The sequence below is a fragment of the Photobacterium sp. GB-210 genome, from assembly GCF_003026075.1.
Lineage (GTDB): Bacteria > Pseudomonadota > Gammaproteobacteria > Enterobacterales > Vibrionaceae > Photobacterium.
In genome coordinates, this window is sequence record NZ_PYNU01000016.1 from 65,370 (window position 1) to 83,055 (window position 17,686).

Below are 17,686 nucleotides of genomic sequence, written 5' to 3' on the forward strand. Positions count from 1 at the left end.
AAAATGGATTTATTAGAAAGAAACCCGTTTACTACCATTAAGGCTAATGACTTAAATGATAGTGAAATTAATGAACAATGGGTAGATAATCCTCAAGGTGGTTTTTTTGATGTTTTCTGCCCTACTCACAAAGTTTCCCAGTTTATAATTGGGGGGAAAGGCAGTGGTAAAACTCACTTGATGAGGTACTTTTCCCATAACTCTCAAAGTATTAGAAACAAAAGCTCTATCTTAGAAGGTATAAAGGAAGATGGATACTTTGGAGTGTATTTCCAAGCTAGCGGGCTGAATGGAGAGCGTTTTGAAAGCTTACCATTTCAAGAAGAAAAGAAGAATGCCCTGTTTCAATACTCATATGAACTTTGGTGTGCAGGTTTAGTTATTCAATCTTTACTAGATATAAACAATAAAGAGCAAGTTTTTGATAGGCAAGATGAATTTTGTTCTAGTGTTTTAGGTTTATTCTCTGGTGAAAATGAGCTATTTAGTAATATTAAAACACTAGAAGATTTAAAAGGTTTAATACTTACTTTGTCCAAAGAGGTAGATTATGCCGTTAGTAATGCTTTCTTTATCGAAGATATTGAGGTTAATGTACTGGCAGCAAGAGGCTCTTTGATTTTTGGCATTCCTAAGTTAATTTCTGAATACAGTCATTATTTTGAAGATGTTACTTTCCTTTATATTATTGATGAGCTAGAAAATATTAGTTACTCTCAGCAAGTGTATATAAATACTTTGTTGCGAGAGAAAAAACTGCCTTGTTCATTCCGCATTGGTGCTCGGGGATATGGTATAAAAACCTTTAAAACCCTAGGATCTGGTGAAAAAAACAGGGAAGGCCATGAGTATGAAATTGTTAAGCTTGACGATCTTTTAAGTGAAGTTTCAAATTACGAAGGTTTTGCGGTCAATCTTATTTTGAATAGGTTGAGTAAGGCGAAATTTATTTCAAGTGATAAGGAACATTTAAATATAATTGAAAGCTCCCTTTCAGTTAAGAAAGAATTCCTTAACTCATTTTTTGAGAGTCCAGACTATTCTGAAATTACTCATACTAAAGATATTCCTCAAGAAGATTTGTCTAAAAAAATAAAAATCTTTAAAAAGAGTATAGAAAGTACAAAGATCCCAAAGGATGATATAGATAAAATAATTGAAAATATTTCTTGTAATAAATCTGAGTTAATCGAGTCAGCACTAATACATTTATTTTCTCAGTATTGGTCTAGTAATGAGGTTAGAGTCAAAGATATTATTGAAACCTCTGAGAAATTAAAGTTGGATGCTGAAAGTTTCTTGTTAGATTCTTCAGATAAGTCATCGCCTATTGCGAAGAAAATTAGCTATTACAAGAATAACTATATAGCAAAGTCATTGAGAATTAAGCACCAAAATAATTTGGACCAATACTTAGGAATAGATAATCTGTTTAGAGCAACAACAGGTTTCCCAAGGCATATTTTAACGGTGCTAAGAAATATCTATAAAACAGAAGTGTTTGAAGGTAGAACACCTTTTTCTAGCAATAGTCTAATTTCCATTAAATCTCAACGCATTGCATTACTAGAAGCCTCTAATTGGTTTCATAGCGAATGTGGATGTGAAGGTAAGCTTGGCAACCAAGTGTCTTACTTTTTACATAATATATGTGAGCTACTCCGTATCGAGATGTATGCAGATAAGCCCGTAGAGTGTTCTGCTTCGTCCTTTACTATCGATACAACTAAGTTATCCCAAGATTCTCGAGATGTAGTTTTATGGGCAGAGTTGACTGGTGTATTAGTGAAGGGGCAAGACCGACAAGATAAAAACTCTCAAGCGTTGATTAGCAAATATCATATTAACAGCTTGCTGTGCCCTAAGTGGGGTTTGCCTCTTAGCCATAGAGGGGCTTTATCATTCACTGCAAATGACTTTGAGTATTTGGTAGATGCTGAGAAAAAAACTGAATATGAAGCCTTAGTTGCTAAGTTTGAACAGTCTCGAAATGCTCCTTTTGGTATTGAAGAGGACTCGATTCAGATGGGACTGGAGTTTTAAATGAACTATTACATGTATTACAAAGATGAGCTTGATCTAACTGATGATTGGGATAGGTGGGATCTATTTATCTCGGCGTTTAACTTGAGTGACCGATTGAGTACTGTTTTCGAGAAAGTTGAAGCTGATATTAAATGTTGGTTGGTGTTCCCTGAGTATGACTTTGAAGAGAGTGAACTTCCTACAGGTAGCTCAATAATTTCTGTTGAAAGTGGTTCAGAAGCCCAGCAATTACTACCAATAATTCAAAAATTGTCCATCAAAGAGTATAAAACTCGTCGGATTTGTATTGATGCTACTGGTTTTATGCGAGCTCAACTTTTGTTTTTACTTGCCTACTTCAAGAAAAATGGCTTTCAGCAGGTGGATGTGCTGTACTGCGAGCCGGGTCATTATTCAAAGAAAGAGAATACGAAGTTTTCTGAGGGTTCTCTCTACGAAACTAGACAAGTTATAGGTTATCAAGGCTCTAGCTCTCAAACGCAGAAAAAAGATCTACTGATCATATCGTGTGGTTATGACAGTCAGTTGATCTCCAATGTATGCCAACAGTATGAAAATTCAGTTATCGTACCATTACTTGGTTTCCCTTCTTTAAGGGCAGATATGTACCAAGAAAGCATATTGAGAACTATAGCTGTAGAAGAACCTTTTGGTTCTGCTGACCTTAGGGAGCCTATATTTGCCCCGGCTTCAGACCCATTTGAAACAGCAAATGCAATATCAAGTTATATAAAAGCGAATGATTGTTTAGATAAGTACGAACATATTTATCTGTGTCCACTATCAACTAAACCTCAAGTGTTGGGTATGGGGCTCGTTTTTTTGACTGAATATGATGACAAAAATGTTTCGGTACTCTACCCATTTAGTGAAAAATACGCGAAAGAAACTTCCCAAGGTATTTCGAAGATATGGAAATATACTTTTGAGTTTGGGGAAATGTGGGTATAAGTAAGGGTACTGATAAGTCGATTGTCATTTAATTGTATTATAAACAGTTGTTTGCAAGCTAAGTGGCTGCATGATGCAAACCCATTAATAACAGTAGAGATTTGTCTCTTAGTTATTTGAAAAGCCGAGCATGATGCTCGGCTTTTTTATGCTTGATAAATATAGAACTAAGATGCGTAACATTATTTTATTGTTGTACATAGTTTGTTGGGAATATTCCTTAAAAAGCTGTACAAGAAATAAAGTCTTTTTAAAACAATGAGTTATGTTAGCATTGCGATGTGTTAGCTTATACTATTGAAAGTGTACACCTATTTGCTGTTCTGGTTGCGTAAAGGTGTTCACCTTGTCCTGTTGTTCTCTCTAATAGACTCAGATAAAAATAAGGCGTGATTGTTATAATCAAGCGTGTAATTAGTAAAAATGGCGTACAGCATTTTTACTAAAAGATATAAATAACTACAACTTAGACCATAAATGTATAAAGGTTTCTATTTGCATGTTTTATTTAAGTAATTGCTTTCATATATTTATTGTGTTTTAACTTAATTAAGTTACTTAAATATCATAAATATATTAAAACATGTTTTTTGTGAAATAAGGTTAAAAATGTGTACGACAATATTCCTTTAATAATACTTAATTAAATTATCGACTTTGACGTGGTCGATAAATCTGATTCCCCAGTATATTGACCACCATGAACTATCGCTCACCTAGAAAAAAGCCTTAAAAGCTGTACGTTATTTTTGTTGTTTTATTTCAATTACTTACGTTAAAATCAAAAGGCTCTATAAATGCAGCTGAATTTGAGCGCGAAAAAGCTGTAATTTTTGTGTTTAGCTGTACGGATTAGTTCGGGGAGGTGATTTTGATGTCTGATAGGGCTGGAAACGATGGTATTTAGTTATAAAAACGCCCCTGTATTGACAGAGGCGTAGTGAATATCAAAAAGGGAATCTATTAGCTCTCGCTAGGTAGGTTATCCAGATTTAATGAGACCCACGCAGCCATAAAGCAAACAATGAAGGACTGGATGAAACCACGTAAATCGATATCACCTTGAACTAATACATCATCGGCGTTAGTTTCCATGTTAAAAGAAACGGTACGATCTTTTATGCTGAAGAATACACGACCAACCAGTACTAAGTTCTCACCATTATCGTCTGGGTTGTAAACCATACCTGCGCCAATTTGATCGTGTTCAGTGATAGGTAAAGCGCTAAACGCTAACTTTTCAGCCCCTTCAAAGCCAAAGCCTGCGTAATGCTTACTTGGATCTTCTTGTTGTAATAGCTGAGAAAGCATCTCTGTATAAGTCTCTAGGGCTTCTTCTGGTACATCTTTAGTATTTACCTGTCCCATGTCAAAAGGCTTTTCATCTTCAATCATAGCAACGTTATAGGTAAAGTCTGTCATCGTTAATCCTTTGATTTGTAATATCATCATCATTATATAACGTACTACGTTAACGTAATTTTGAACTGTCTGATAGTGTTAATCTCATCAGTGATTAGTGGATGTTTTAACGATCACATTTATAGGAATGTGATGATATATTGTTCCAAACTTTGCTTTTTTCAGTGAAAAAGTAAGCTGTTACTTACTAACTATATTGATAATAAATAAGGCATAAAGAACTTAGCGGTATAAAAGCTTTAGTTTGCTGAGGAAAAAGCTTAAAAAGCTGTACAGGATTAATTTATTTACAATCAATAGGTTAGACTGGGATTCTGAGGTTTTTACTTGCGGGTGTTTTTGTTCTGCTTTTTGCTGTATTTTAAGTGAAAAGCTGATCTTTATTTTAGTTCATAGTTGCCGTTGTTATGAAATATAACAACGGCGAGTTCAAGCTATTGATTTAATTGAAATCTTTTGCTCTTGTTGGCATTTTTTTCAATATATTCGATGATCATACCAGCAATATCTTTACCTGTTGCGGCTTCAATGCCTTCAAGGCCTGGTGATGAGTTGACTTCCATGATTAATGGACCACGGTTAGAACGCAGTAAATCTACACCAGCCACGCTTAATCCCATTGCTTTCGCTGCTGCAATCGCCGTTTTACGCTCTTCTGGTGTAATACGGATCAGTGATGCACTCCCACCACGGTGTAGGTTTGAGCGGAACTCACCTTCAGCTGCTTGGCGCTTCATTGAAGCAATGACTTTATCGCCAATAACAAAACAACGGATGTCGGCGCCACCGGCTTCTTTAATATATTCCTGAACCATAATATTGGCTTTTAAGCCCATAAAAGCCTCAATCACACTCTCTGCTGCTTTTTGAGTTTCAGCTAATACTACGCCAATCCCTTGAGTACCTTCTAATAACTTAATAACCAAAGGTGCACCACCGACCATTTTGATTAAATCAGGTACGTCATCTGGTTTACTCGCAAAGCCGGTAACAGGCATACCAACACCTTTGCGGCTTAATAACTGTAATGAACGTAGTTTGTCGCGTGAACGGGAAATAGCAATGGATTGATTGACAGGGAAGACACCCATCATTTCAAACTGACGTAATACAGAGCAGCCATAAAAGGTAATGTCTGAGCCAATACGCGGAATAATGGCATCAAAACCTGTTAAATCATTGCCCTCAAAGTGAATTGAAGGCTGCACAGAGTTGATGTTCATATAACAACGCAGTGCATTAATAATCACAGCTTCATGTCCTCGTTGCTCACAAGCTTCAACAAGGCGACGGGTGGAGTATAGGTTAGCGTTTTGCGACAAAATGCCAATTTTCATTGCGTTACTCGCGACAAATAAGAGGTGATAGTCAGCAGCGTTAAGTTTGGCGAACTTGTTAAATATATGCCGCTGTATGAGTCGCGACTATGCGCTTAAAACAATAAAAAATCGATAGCCGTAAAGATGATTTTTTTTGATTGTGTTGGATAAATTTATTTATCGAATAAGTAAAAGTAACATGATGTTCTTTTTGATGTAAGTAAAAAGAACATCATATTACCTATGCTTAGTCATTATTTTACTGGAAAAGCTGTACGTGTTATTTTAGTTTTTAATAATCAATATGTTATGATTGGTTTATCATGTTACTTTAAGTGGCTGTCATGGAGTGGTCACCTTTTTGGTGTAATTATCTCGAAAAGGTGTTTATTTTGTTTTTGGTGTAAAAAAAAGACGATTTAATCGTCTTTTTCGTGTTGCTGTTGGGTTTATGGCCTATTCAAGCAGTAAGTCCAGCGGCGTTTTACTTGCTCGTCCACCGACTTCTCTGGTGAGTTTAGGGACGAGATACCCTGAGACTTGGGTGATTAATCCGGCCATTAATTGACGAGCCGTTTCATCATCTACCATATAATGCGCAGCGCCTTGCACGCGGTCTAAAACGTGGAGGTAATAAGGCTGAATGCCTGCATCAAATAATGCTTCGCTAAGGTCTGTTAATGTCTTTACCGAGTCATTAATGCCTTTTAGCAGTACGCCTTGGTTAAGTAAGGTGACATTGGCTTGTTTTAGCTTCTGCATTGCTGTTTTTAGCGCATCATCGATTTCGTTGGCATGATTAATATGAGTCACCAAAATCGTTTGTAAACGCGTCTCTGCCAGTATTTGACACAAGCTATCGGTAATACGGTTAGGGATCACCACTGGTAGCCTGCTGTGGATACGTAGGCGCTTGATATGAGGTATTGCTGAAATATGCTCAACAAGCCATTGGAGCTCATGATCTTTAGCCATTAACGGGTCGCCACCGGATAAAATCACTTCATTGATTTCAGGATGGGCGGCGATGTACGCCAGGCTCTGCTGCCATTGATGCTTGTTACCTTTATTGTCGCTATATGGAAAATGACGACGGAAACAATAACGGCAGTTGACCGCACAGCCACCTTTGACTATCAGCAATACACGATTGTGGTATTTATGCAGTAACCCTGGAATATCGTTCTGCTGCTCTTCTAGGGGATCGACAGAGTAACCTTGGTGAACTTCGAATTCTTGCTCTAAGGGTAAAATTTGACGTAAAAGTGGGTCATGTGGGTTGCCGATTTCCATTTTATCAACAAAGCTCAATGGAACACGTAGCGCAAACAGCTTCCTTGCGGCGAGGCCATTTTCCCATGGTGTGGGATCAATTTTGAGCAATTTGAGTAACTGAAAGGGATCAGATATCGCATTCGATAGATCATTAAGCCAGTTTTGCTCAACAGATGGCACGTTTAGGGGTATGATATGCGACATTAAATACAACTCGAAGATGTTAAGAGGATTAGAATGGCGTCTTTCAGCACCAATGAATTCCGCGGCGGAATGAAAATTATGCTAGATAATGAACCATGTGTCATTATCGAAAACGAATTTGTTAAGCCTGGTAAAGGTCAAGCGTTCAACCGCGTACGAATCCGTAAACTTATTTCTGGTAAAGTTTTAGAGAAGACTTTTAAATCAGGTGAATCAGTTGAAGCTGCGGACGTAATCGATACTGATCTTGATTACCTATACAACGATGGTGAATTCTACCACTTCATGAACAACGAAACGTTTGAGCAAATTGCTGCTGACGTTAAAGCGGTTGGTGAGAATGCTAAGTGGCTAGTTGAAAACAACACTTGTACGCTAACACTTTGGAACGGTAACCCAATTGCTGTTACTCCACCAAACTTCGTTGAGCTAGAAGTGACTGAGACAGATCCTGGTCTTAAAGGTGATACACAAGGTACTGGCGGTAAGCCTGCAACACTAAGTACGGGTGCTGTTGTTCGTGTACCTCTATTTATCGCTATCGGCGAAGTGATCAAAGTTGATACTCGCTCTGGTGAATACGTAAGCCGTGTTAAGTAATTAATCGGTTTATAAGGTCGTTATATTATTAACGATGAAAAGGTCGCGTAAGCGGCCTTTTTTGTTTCTATTTTTTGATATTGATGGAAAAAGGTAAATTAGAAACGGTTGCTATCATAAAATTTAGATAATAAAAAAGCACCGCTTGCGGTGCTTTTTGTGTTTTTGTATACAGTTTAAATCATGAATACAAAAATGATGGATAGGGCGGTGATCAAAAACGCAAATGCGTAACAAGCGATCTTACCGACCACACCTGCATGGATTTTTAAATCATGCATACCGTGGTGCAAACGGTGCATCGCATGCCACATTGGTAGCGACAGAGTTGCGATAACAAACAGGGCACCAATAAAGCTGGTTGCGAAATCTGCTGCGCGATCGTAAGTCATTGCTTCTGGGCTAATAATGCCAAGAGGAACAAGAATACCGAGTACTAAAATCGTAACCGGTGTGATCATTGCAAACCAAGTACCGCCAGCACCGAACAGACTCCACCATACTGGCTCGTCAGAACGTTTAGGATGTAAATTAACCACGACGGACTCCTTAAACTATCGCAAGAACAAACAAGGTAATAACAGCAACAACAGCCCACTGAGCAAGAATGATAATTTTCTTATCAAGCAATTTGCCTTTAATACGAATAGGCACAACTTGCGGCATCATATTGAAGTAGGTGAATGCGTGGAATAGGCTACCTGCTAGGGCAAGAATATTTAAAATAATCACAATAGGGTTAGCCATGAAATCTAACCAGCCTTGCCATGCTTCAGGACCTTTAACTAGGCTACCTAAACCGAATGTTAAGCAGATAGTAAAAAAGATCAAAGGTAGTACTGTTGCTTCGCGGATCATGTAGAAGCGATAGAAAGCGCTGTCTTTCCACCAAGTACGCTTCATTTCACGAACGTAAGGTTTACGGTTGCTCATCCTTATGCCTCCATTGGTTTGATCATTGCAATAACGAAATCTTTAGAAGATTCGACTTTGCCTTGGTTAACAGCCGCAGCTGGATCAACACTCTTAGGACAGACTTCAGAACAGTAACCTACGAATGTACAACCCCAAGCACCGTTTTCACCATTGATAAGCGCCATACGTTCATCTTTACCATTGTCACGGCTATCAAGGTTGTAGCGATGAGCCAGAGTCAATGCTGCAGGGCCAATAAATTCAGGGTTTAAACCAAACTGAGGACACGCGGCGTAGCACAGACCACAGTTAATACAGCCTGCAAATTGCTTGTATTTCGCCATTTGCTCTGGTGTTTGTAGGTTTGTACCATCTTCAGGTGTGCGATCGTTACCAATAATGTATGGCTTAATCGCTTCAAGACGCTCAATAAATGGCGTCATATCGACAATTAAATCTTTTTCAATCGCAAAATTTGCTAATGGCTCAATTTTTACACCGTTAGGGTAGTCACGTAAAAAGCTCTTACAAGCAAGCTTTGGCACGCCATTTACCATCATGCCGCAAGAGCCACAGATAGCCATACGACAAGACCAACGGTAGGATAAATCCTTATCTAGGTGGTCTTTAATGTAACCAAGCGCATCAAGAACAGACATGGTTTCATTGAACGGTACTTCGAATTGTTCTAGGTACGGTTCTGCGTCTTTTGCTGGGTCATAACGCAGAATTTCAACTGATTGAATGCGAGTCGCTGACATTATGCCTTTTCCTCTTGTTGCTCTGTGGCTGCTAGTTTTTCAGCAGAGTCTTTTGCTGCAGCTTCGTCAGCGGCAGCACCATATAGACGTGCTTTAGGTTGAGATTTGGTGATCGTTACATGGCTGTAATCGATAATTGGTGCTGCGCCATTGTTGTAAAACGCTAACGTGTGTTTTAGGTAGTTCACATCATCACGTTCAGTACAACCGTCATCTAAGCGTTGGTGTGCACCACGAGACTCTCTACGATTTATTGCTGAGTGTGCCATCGCTTCAGCCACTTCTAGGCCGTAACCAATTTCAATTGCGTATAGCAGATCGGTATTAAAGACTTTGCCTTTATCTTGAATGGAGATGCGCTTGTAACGCTCTTTTAGCTCCGCTAGCTTATCAATCGTTGCCTGCATTAAATCTTCTTGGCGATAGATACCACAACCCGCTTCCATGGTATGACCCATTTCAGTACGGATCTCTGCCCAGTTCTCATCACCTTCTTGTGCCATTAGGGCGTCAATACGTGCTTGAACAGCATCAATTTGTGCATTGATCGATGCGTCATTCCAACCTTTGAATTCCTCGGCACGTTTAACCGCGTGCTCACCAGCAACACGACCAAATACCACGAACTCTGCTAATGAGTTAGAACCTAAACGGTTGGCGCCGTGAAGACCGACAGATGCACACTCACCCACAGCAAATAAACCTTTAATGCGAGTTTCACATTCGCCATTTGTTTCAATACCACCCATGGTGTAGTGAACAGTAGGGCGAATTGGGATCGGCTCTTTCGCTGGATCAACGTTGACGTAGGCTTTTGCTAATTCACAGATAAACGGTAGACGTTCATGTAAGTATTCTTCACCAAGGTGGCGTAGATCTAGGTGTACCACATCACCAAGTGGGTGCTTGATGGTGTTACCCTTTTGTTGTTCATGCCAGAAAGCCTGTGACACTTTGTCACGAGGGCCTAATTCCATGTATTTGTTCTTTGGTTGGCCGACAGGTGTTTCAGGGCCCATGCCGTAGTCTTGCAAGTAACGGTAACCGTTTTTATTTACAATGATACCGCCTTCACCACGACAGCCCTCGGTCATCAGGATCCCTGTGCCAGGAAGACCTGTTGGGTGATATTGTACGAATTCCATATCACGTAGTGGAATACCGTGACGGTACGCCATTGCCATACCATCGCCAGTTACAATGCCACCGTTAGTATTACAGTGGTAAACACGACCTGCGCCACCCGTTGCAAGGATCACTGACTTTGCTTTAATACAAATCAATTCGCCTTCAGACATGTGGATTGCAATTAGACCTTGTACTTCACCATCTTCAACTAAAAGATCAACCACAAAATATTCATCAAAACGTTTGATTTGAGAATACTTAATCGAGGTTTGGAATAAGGTGTGCAGCATGTGGAAGCCAGTCTTATCTGCAGCAAACCATGTACGTTCTACTTTCATACCACCAAAACGACGAACGTTTACTTCACCGTTTTCTTTACGGCTCCATGGGCACCCCCACTGTTCCATCTGGATCATTTCGCGAGTGGCGTTCTCAACGAAATATTCCACAACGTCCTGTTCACATAGCCAGTCACCACCGCCAACGGTATCGTTGAAGTGATTATCTAAGCTATCTTCGTCCTTGATCACGGCAGCAGAGCCACCTTCAGCCGCAACAGTGTGCGAACGCATTGGATACACTTTTGAGATCAGTGCAATTTCTAGTTCTGGGTTAGCTTCTGCAGCAGCGATGGCAGAACGTAGGCCTGCACCACCTGCGCCGATTACAGCGATATCTGTGGTAATAGTCTTCACAGCTATCCTCCGAAGGTAAGACGGTAAAAATTGAAAAGATGCGCGTGGCGCATCTATCCTTGAAATCCTGAGCGCATTCTATGAAACCCTGTGATTAGATAAATTGATTTAGACGCAGGTTTTTACCGAAATGGTCAAAAAATGTAAGAAGATTACAAAACCTGTGATATTTGTCACAATCGATCATGTTTTTAAATTGTTATCTCTTTGTATTTATTGGTTTTTATGTTTATTAAATGTTAATTGATGTGTGGCGGTTATTTTGTTTTTATTGGGGGTGCTTTTTAACTTGATGATAAGAAAGACAAATAAAGTGATGCTTTAGTTGCGGGGATGTGGGTGTTGTAAGCTGGTGATTAAATATTAAGTTTTCATCAGAGAAAAAAAGAGAAGCTATTTTTTCATAATTTATTCATATCTTTATCAGTCATAGAGACTTTGTTGTGATCTCTTGTGGGAATCTGCGACGTTTATTGCTGAGCTCTGATAAAATGTGAGCATTAATCAATTTCATTAAAGAAGAAAGTTTATGTCTACTTGGCAACCTACTGCGTCTATTGAGCAACTCAAAAAACGCGCTCATCTGTTAGCGGTTATTCGTCAGTTTTTCGCCGCTCGTGAGGTGATGGAGGTCGATACTCCAGCCATGAGCCAAGCAACGGTGACGGATGTACACCTACATACTTTTCAAACCGAATTTGTAGGGCCTGGGTATGCTGATGGGCAAATGTTATTTTTAATGACTAGCCCTGAATTTCATATGAAACGATTACTTTCCTCGGGAAGTGGGGCGATTTATCAGATTTGCAAATCTTTTCGTAATGAAGAATCGGGTCGTTACCATAACCCCGAATTCACCATGTTAGAGTGGTACCGTCCTAACTTTGATCATCATTTGCTCATGGATGAAATGAATGACTTACTGCAGTTAGTTTTAGGTTGTGGTGCCGCTGAGAAGATGACCTACCAACAGGCGTTTATTAACCAGCTTGGCGTGTGTCCTTTAACTGGCACAATGACGGAACTTAAAGCGGCGGCTGCAAATCTTGGGCTGTCTGATATCGCTGAACCTGAAGACGATCGCGATACCTTATTACAGTTGCTATTTAGCATTGGCGTTGAAGGTAAAATTGGTCAGCATGTACCAGCTTTTGTTTATGACTTTCCTGCCTCGCAAGCGGCATTGGCGCAAATTAACCCAGCTGATCCTCGTGTGGCAGAGCGCTTTGAGGTGTATTTTAAAGGTATTGAACTGGCGAATGGCTTTCATGAGTTAGCGAATGGTGATGAGCAATTACAACGTTTTGAGCAAGATAATCAAAAGCGTTTAGAGATGGGATTAAAGCCTCAACCGATTGATATGAATTTGGTTAACGCGCTACGTGCTGGTTTCCCTGACTGTGCGGGTGTCGCCTTAGGTATCGACCGGTTGATCATGTTGGCATTAGGACTTGATCACATTGAAAAAGTGACAGCCTTTCCTATTGGACGAGCATAACCGACAACATTGTTGAGACGTTACGTTTGTTATCAACGTAAAAAAGCACGGTAATTATCATTATTACCGTGCTTTTTTATTACGTAAGATAAATTTAACCGATACCTCCAAGGTGCAGATAAACATCAACAGAGGACGGTATCAGGGCGACCACAAATTTACCTAAATACAGCTTAAATTCATTTAGATAGTCCGCAAGTAGGATTTCAAGGCGTCTTATCTTTGATGATTTAATATAGAGAATTCACACCTTAAATGCAAGTGGTTCTCATTACGTGGTTATTCAACGATAATTCGCGCGTTAATGGGTTGTACTGGTCGGTTGTTATTGCCCATGATTTGATGCAGTTTCTCGGTTTGATCTTTTGAGCTGTATTGTGGTGTTTCTAAAACAAACCAGCGAACACCTTCAGTACATGGTGGTGTCGTTAGTGAGCCATTGAATTGATAGTACTCTCGCTCGCGAGGAAGAAGATTATTCGGGCTCAGATCATCGGTGAAATCGATGGTATTACCTTTAGTTGGGATATCTTTTAGTAAAGAGCTAAGAGCATTGTTCTCACGTAAGCCGTTTTCAAACATCACTGCGATAACGGCAATGTTGCCTTTATCATCTACATTCACAAAGTGCGCTTCTAACGGGTATTGCTTACCGTTGATTAAGTTTTCAGATGGCGTATGGAAATGAATTTGCTTCAAGGTATACGTATCGCCATCCACAATCAGCTTATTATCGCCACTCACGAGTGCTTCTACTGTATGTCCATTATTGGTGATCTCGGTGATTTTTCCGTCGTACTCAATTCGCAGCGGGGCAAGGTTTGTTTGCAACGCAGAAGTGATGTTAATTGGGCTTTGATTTTTGCCTAATCCACACATTGGGTAGCTTTCAGCCCAGTGTTCGTTGCTCTTGCCATAGCCCCAGTCAGCGGCTTGCGCTGTTAGAGATACCCCAGCAAGTAGGGAAAGAAGAACTAAAGATGCTTTTTTTATCATGTGAAAACCTTTGTTATATCGCATTTATATAGTGAGAAAGTAGCGCGTTGGTGTTGTCAGGTTATGGGCTGACATAACGGCATTTATTCTAGATAGGTATGATGTTAAGTCGAATACGAAAGAAAGGAAAATAAGATTATCTTAGTTAAGAGCTTACGGTAGTAAGAGTGGAGGAAATGTCATGTTCTTTAGTGCAATTGTTGTTCGGTGATTGCATGACGTCGTCAACTAAAGCCCAGTGTTTACCGTATTGTGGATAAGAAAAAGGGCTAATATAGCCCTTTTTCTATTATCTATTATTACAGATCTTGGGTGATTTTCTCTGCGTAAGGCTGACCCATACGTGTTGTTTGCAGTGGTTTCATTTGCTCTACAAAACGTACCGCATCTTTAGGGAATAAGTTGATCACCGTAGAGCCGAGCTTAAAGCGGCCCATTTCTTCACCTTTTTTCAGGCTAATTGCTGCAGTACCTGTTGCGGGGTAATCCCAACGACGTACTTCTGGGCCTGTTGGCGGTGTTACTGTTCCTGCCCACGTGGTTTCAATACTGCCCACAATCGTAGCACCAACCAGTATTTGTGCTAATGGACCAAACTCGGTATCAAAGATACACACAACACGCTCGTTACGTGCAAATAGATTAGGGACATTTTCTGCAGTTAATGGGTTCACAGAGAAAAGATCGCCGGGTACATAAATCATTTGGCGCAGCACACCATCGCATGGCATGTGAACACGGTGGTAATCACTTGGTGACAAGTATAGCGTTGCGAAATCACCACCCATAAATTCATCGGCAAGATTTTTATCGCCACCTAATAGTTCACAAGCATCAAAGTAGTGACCCTTAGCTTGGAATAAACGGCCCTCTTTGATTGGACCGAGTTGGCTAACGCAAGCATCTGCTGGGTGGCTAATGATACGTGTATCTTCATTAATTGGACGCGCACCATCTTTTAGTTCACGAACAAAGAAAGCGTTAAACGTTGGGTAAGCCGTAGGATCGGGATTACGTGCTTCTGCCATATCAACATTGTATTGTTTGATGAACCAACGAATAATCGCTGTGGTGACTTTGCCGCCTTCTAATGAAGCCAGTTTGCCCACTAAACGTGTTAGCGCATGCTTTGGCGTACAATATTGCAGGCCGATTTTTATCTTATCTAGCACAATTAATCTTCCGAAAAATACCACTTAATCAATAATCTAGCTGCTTATGTCAGAGACAAAGAACAACCCGAACAGGCAATGATACCTAACTCTTAGAGGAAAGTCAGGTTATCTGCATGGGTGGCTAAGAGTTTGAGAGTCGAGTCCAAAAATGAAGAGCATCCCTAAGAGAGTATAGGTACTCTCTTAGGGAGGGGATCAGTCAGGCTTGTTGCGAGAAAATTGGCGGTTAGCAACATTTTCCGACATGCTTTCAATGATCTTATGGTAGCTATTGAAACGGTCTTGGCTAATTTCACCTTTTTCAACGGCTTCACGCAAAATACAGCCCGGATCGTTTTTATGTTTACAATCGCGGAATTTACACCCGCCAAGGTAATCACGAAATTCAACGAAAGCTTCTGTTACTTGCTCTGATTCTAAGTGCCATAAGCCAAACTCACGCACTCCTGGTGAATCAATCAGATCACCACCTTCTTCAAAGTGATATAAACGTGCTGCTGTCGTGGTATGTTGGCCTAACCCTGAGTTACTTGAAACATCACCGATATCAGCTTCAACTTCAGGCATTAAGGCATTAACCATACTTGATTTGCCCACACCCGATTGGCCAGCAAAAATACTGGTATGATCTTTTAAGTCTTGCTTTAAGCCATCTAAGCCTTCGCCTGTATCGGTACTGACAAGGCGAACGTGATAACCAATCTTCTCGTATTGTGCGAGTTTTTGTTCAACATTTTTACGCTCGTCTGCACTCAATAAATCGACTTTATTTACGACAATAAGCGGCTTAATGCCGATAGTTTCTGCGGCAATAATATAACGGTCGATTATGTTAAGCGATAGCTCTGGTAAAATAGCTGAGACGATAACAATACGGTCAACGTTGGCTGCGACTGCTTTTACGCCATCATAATAATCAGGACGAGTCAGCATTGATTGGCGCTCATGCACCGCTTCCACCACGCCAGCAATACCTTGTAAGGCTTCAACCCCTGGGCGCCAAACAACACGATCGCCAGAGACGAGACTTTGAATGCTGCGACGTAAGTTACAGCGATGAATTATGCCTGTTTCGGGATCTTCAACATCAGCATGTTGGCCGAAACGAGTGATCACCAGCCCTTCTCGCGCATTTTCTAATAATGACTCATCCCATTGGACGTCATTTTTCTCGCGAGTTAGGCGTTTATTTTGGTTTGAGCGGACGCGTCGGCTCTGACCTTTAGTTAGCTTTTTCTTTTTTGCCACAAGAATATCATTCAATTTGGTTAGCTTTCGGTATTATCATACATGGTTTAGTCACAAAATAGGCAATATCGAATGACAATCAGCGACAAGAATCTCATTTGGATCGATCTTGAAATGACAGGATTAGATCCAGAAACCCATAAAATCATTGAAATAGCGACAATTGTTACTGATCCTCAACTCAATATTTTAGCGGAAGGCCCTGTACTTGCGATCCATCAGCCTGAAGCTGAGTTGGATAAAATGGATGATTGGTGCACAAATACGCATACAAATAGTGGTTTAGTTGAGCGTATTCGTAAAAGTACCGTGACAGAGCAACAAGCGGTGGCACAAACAATTGCATTTTTAGAGCAGTGGGTTCCTAAAGGATCTTCACCTATTTGTGGTAACAGTATTGGTCAGGATCGTCGTTTCTTATACAAGCATATGCCTGAGCTTGAGCAGTACTTCCATTACCGTTATTTAGATGTCAGTACCCTAAAAGAATTAACGCGCCGATGGAAACCTGAATTATTAGATGGGCTTAATAAAAAAGGTAGTCACTTAGCACTTGATGATATTCGCGACTCAATTGATGAATTACGCTACTATCGAGAGAATATATTTACAATTTGATGGTTAAATCGGCACTTGAAAAACTTTATTCGTTTTTTTCTGCAGAAGTCTTGCATCAGTCAATTTTAGTCGTATAATGCGCAGCCTCGAAAGGAGATAACGTGTTTGTTTCCTTTCGATAAAAATCGGACGCGGGGTGGAGCAGCTTGGTAGCTCGTCGGGCTCATAACCCGAAGGTCGTTGGTTCAAATCCGGCCCCCGCAACCAATCTCTTTTAAAGAGATGTGATGCGACACTAGCTCAGCTGGTAGAGCGCAACCTTGCCAAGGTTGAGGTCACGAGTTCGAACCTCGTGTGTCGCTCCACTTTTTTACTTGGTAGAGAAGTGATATTCATGGCTACGGCGATGGATAAAAATAGTTGTCACCCAACTTAAAACAGGTGAAAAATCGGACGCGGGGTGGAGCAGCTTGGTAGCTCGTCGGGCTCATAACCCGAAGGTCGTTGGTTCAAATCCAGCCCCCGCAACCAATCTCTTTTAAGAGATGTGATGCGACACTAGCTCAGCTGGTAGAGCGCAACCTTGCCAAGGTTGAGGTCACGAGTTCGAACCTCGTGTGTCGCTCCAAATTGATATTCATGGCTACGGCGGTGAATAAAATAGTTGTCACCCAACTTAAAATAGGTGCAAAATCGGACGCGGGGTGGAGCAGCTTGGTAGCTCGTCGGGCTCATAACCCGAAGGTCGTTGGTTCAAATCCGGCCCCCGCAACCAATCTCTTTTAAGAGATGTGATGCGACACTAGCTCAGCTGGTAGAGCGCAACCTTGCCAAGGTTGAGGTCACGAGTTCGAACCTCGTGTGTCGCTCCAAATTGATATTCATGGCTACGGCG

The 17,686-nt window shown here is 40.6% G+C and carries 15 protein-coding genes and 6 tRNA genes; 11 read left to right on the forward strand and 10 right to left on the reverse strand.

Annotated features, from left to right (window positions below; all coding sequences use genetic code 11):
• Window positions 1-3: 3 nt before the first annotated feature.
• Window positions 4-2,043: a hypothetical protein gene (locus C9J38_RS16005; RefSeq protein ID WP_146144068.1), complete on the forward strand. Its 2,040-nt coding sequence runs from the start codon at window positions 4-6 to the stop codon at window positions 2,041-2,043.
• The gene (locus C9J38_RS16010) at window positions 2,044-2,997 is read left to right on the forward strand and encodes a hypothetical protein (protein WP_107207985.1); all 954 of its coding nucleotides are present in this window, start codon (window positions 2,044-2,046) and stop codon (window positions 2,995-2,997) included. It begins immediately after the preceding gene.
• 963 nt (window positions 2,998-3,960) lie between these two features.
• On the opposite strand, the gene C9J38_RS16015 is transcribed toward C9J38_RS16010, so the two are convergent.
• From C9J38_RS16015 to epmB, 3 genes are all read right to left on the reverse strand, one after another.
• Complete coding sequence (locus tag C9J38_RS16015; protein ID WP_107207986.1) at window positions 3,961-4,419, reverse strand: molecular chaperone GroEL; 459 nt, start codon at window positions 4,417-4,419, stop codon at window positions 3,961-3,963.
• Between the two features lie 434 nt (window positions 4,420-4,853).
• On the reverse strand, window positions 4,854-5,756 hold the full coding sequence (gene rimK, locus C9J38_RS16020; RefSeq protein ID WP_045137470.1) for a 30S ribosomal protein S6--L-glutamate ligase: 903 nt from the start codon (window positions 5,754-5,756) through the stop codon (window positions 4,854-4,856).
• A gap of 438 nt (window positions 5,757-6,194) precedes the next feature.
• The gene (epmB, locus tag C9J38_RS16025; RefSeq protein WP_107207987.1) at window positions 6,195-7,217 is read right to left on the reverse strand and encodes an EF-P beta-lysylation protein EpmB; all 1,023 of its coding nucleotides are present in this window, start codon (window positions 7,215-7,217) and stop codon (window positions 6,195-6,197) included.
• Between the two features lie 33 nt (window positions 7,218-7,250).
• Here epmB and efp point away from each other — a divergent pair, with 33 nt between their 5' ends.
• The gene (efp, locus tag C9J38_RS16030) at window positions 7,251-7,817 is read left to right on the forward strand and encodes an elongation factor P (RefSeq protein WP_008986072.1); all 567 of its coding nucleotides are present in this window, start codon (window positions 7,251-7,253) and stop codon (window positions 7,815-7,817) included.
• 176 nt (window positions 7,818-7,993) lie between these two features.
• Here efp and frdD read toward each other — a convergent pair whose 3' ends face one another.
• From frdD to frdA, 4 genes are read right to left on the reverse strand one after another with little or no spacing between them, the layout of a single operon-like run.
• The gene (frdD, locus tag C9J38_RS16035) at window positions 7,994-8,356 is read right to left on the reverse strand and encodes a fumarate reductase subunit FrdD (RefSeq protein ID WP_107207988.1); all 363 of its coding nucleotides are present in this window, start codon (window positions 8,354-8,356) and stop codon (window positions 7,994-7,996) included.
• A 10-nt stretch (window positions 8,357-8,366) separates the two neighbouring features.
• A complete protein-coding gene (gene frdC / locus C9J38_RS16040) occupies window positions 8,367-8,750 on the reverse strand; it encodes a fumarate reductase subunit FrdC (protein WP_107207989.1) in 384 nt (127 codons plus the stop codon).
• A 2-nt stretch (window positions 8,751-8,752) separates the two neighbouring features.
• Complete coding sequence (locus C9J38_RS16045; RefSeq protein ID WP_107207990.1) at window positions 8,753-9,493, reverse strand: succinate dehydrogenase/fumarate reductase iron-sulfur subunit; 741 nt, start codon at window positions 9,491-9,493, stop codon at window positions 8,753-8,755.
• Complete coding sequence (gene frdA, locus C9J38_RS16050) at window positions 9,493-11,316, reverse strand: fumarate reductase (quinol) flavoprotein subunit (protein WP_107207991.1); 1,824 nt, start codon at window positions 11,314-11,316, stop codon at window positions 9,493-9,495. The genes C9J38_RS16045 and frdA overlap by 1 nt, the downstream gene beginning before the upstream one ends.
• A 529-nt stretch (window positions 11,317-11,845) precedes the next feature.
• Here frdA and epmA point away from each other — a divergent pair.
• Window positions 11,846-12,814: an elongation factor P--(R)-beta-lysine ligase gene (gene epmA / locus C9J38_RS16055; RefSeq protein WP_107207992.1), complete on the forward strand. Its 969-nt coding sequence runs from the start codon at window positions 11,846-11,848 to the stop codon at window positions 12,812-12,814.
• Window positions 12,815-13,093: 279 nt separating this feature from the next.
• Here the strand turns inward: epmA and C9J38_RS16060 are convergent, their stop codons facing one another.
• From C9J38_RS16060 to rsgA, 3 genes are all read right to left on the reverse strand, one after another.
• Window positions 13,094-13,810, reverse strand: coding sequence for a carbonic anhydrase (locus C9J38_RS16060; RefSeq protein WP_107207993.1), 717 nt, complete (start codon window positions 13,808-13,810; stop codon window positions 13,094-13,096).
• Between the two features lie 299 nt (window positions 13,811-14,109).
• A complete protein-coding gene (asd, locus tag C9J38_RS16065) occupies window positions 14,110-14,982 on the reverse strand; it encodes an archaetidylserine decarboxylase (RefSeq protein ID WP_107207994.1) in 873 nt (290 codons plus the stop codon).
• A gap of 198 nt (window positions 14,983-15,180) precedes the next feature.
• Entirely contained in the window at window positions 15,181-16,233 is a 1,053-nt protein-coding gene (gene rsgA, locus C9J38_RS16070) for a small ribosomal subunit biogenesis GTPase RsgA (RefSeq protein WP_107207995.1), read from the reverse strand.
• Window positions 16,234-16,305: 72 nt separating this feature from the next.
• Between rsgA and orn the strand changes: the two genes are divergently transcribed.
• The 7 genes from orn to C9J38_RS16105 all read left to right on the forward strand — a co-directional run bounded on the left by orn (window position 16,306) and on the right by C9J38_RS16105 (window position 17,663).
• Window positions 16,306-16,851 carry an oligoribonuclease gene (gene orn / locus C9J38_RS16075; protein WP_107207996.1) on the forward strand — a complete coding sequence of 182 codons (546 nt, stop codon included), beginning with the start codon at window positions 16,306-16,308 and terminating at the stop codon, window positions 16,849-16,851.
• A gap of 130 nt (window positions 16,852-16,981) precedes the next feature.
• Window positions 16,982-17,058, forward strand: a tRNA-Met gene (locus C9J38_RS16080).
• Window positions 17,059-17,080: 22 nt separating this feature from the next.
• Window positions 17,081-17,156: transfer RNA gene (locus tag C9J38_RS16085), tRNA-Gly, on the forward strand.
• Between the two features lie 89 nt (window positions 17,157-17,245).
• A tRNA-Met gene (locus tag C9J38_RS16090) sits at window positions 17,246-17,322 on the forward strand.
• 21 nt (window positions 17,323-17,343) lie between these two features.
• Window positions 17,344-17,419, forward strand: a tRNA-Gly gene (locus C9J38_RS16095).
• Between the two features lie 70 nt (window positions 17,420-17,489).
• Window positions 17,490-17,566, forward strand: a tRNA-Met gene (locus C9J38_RS16100).
• Window positions 17,567-17,587: 21 nt separating this feature from the next.
• Window positions 17,588-17,663 (forward strand) — tRNA-Gly (locus C9J38_RS16105).
• The last annotated feature ends 23 nt before the right edge of the window (window positions 17,664-17,686 follow it).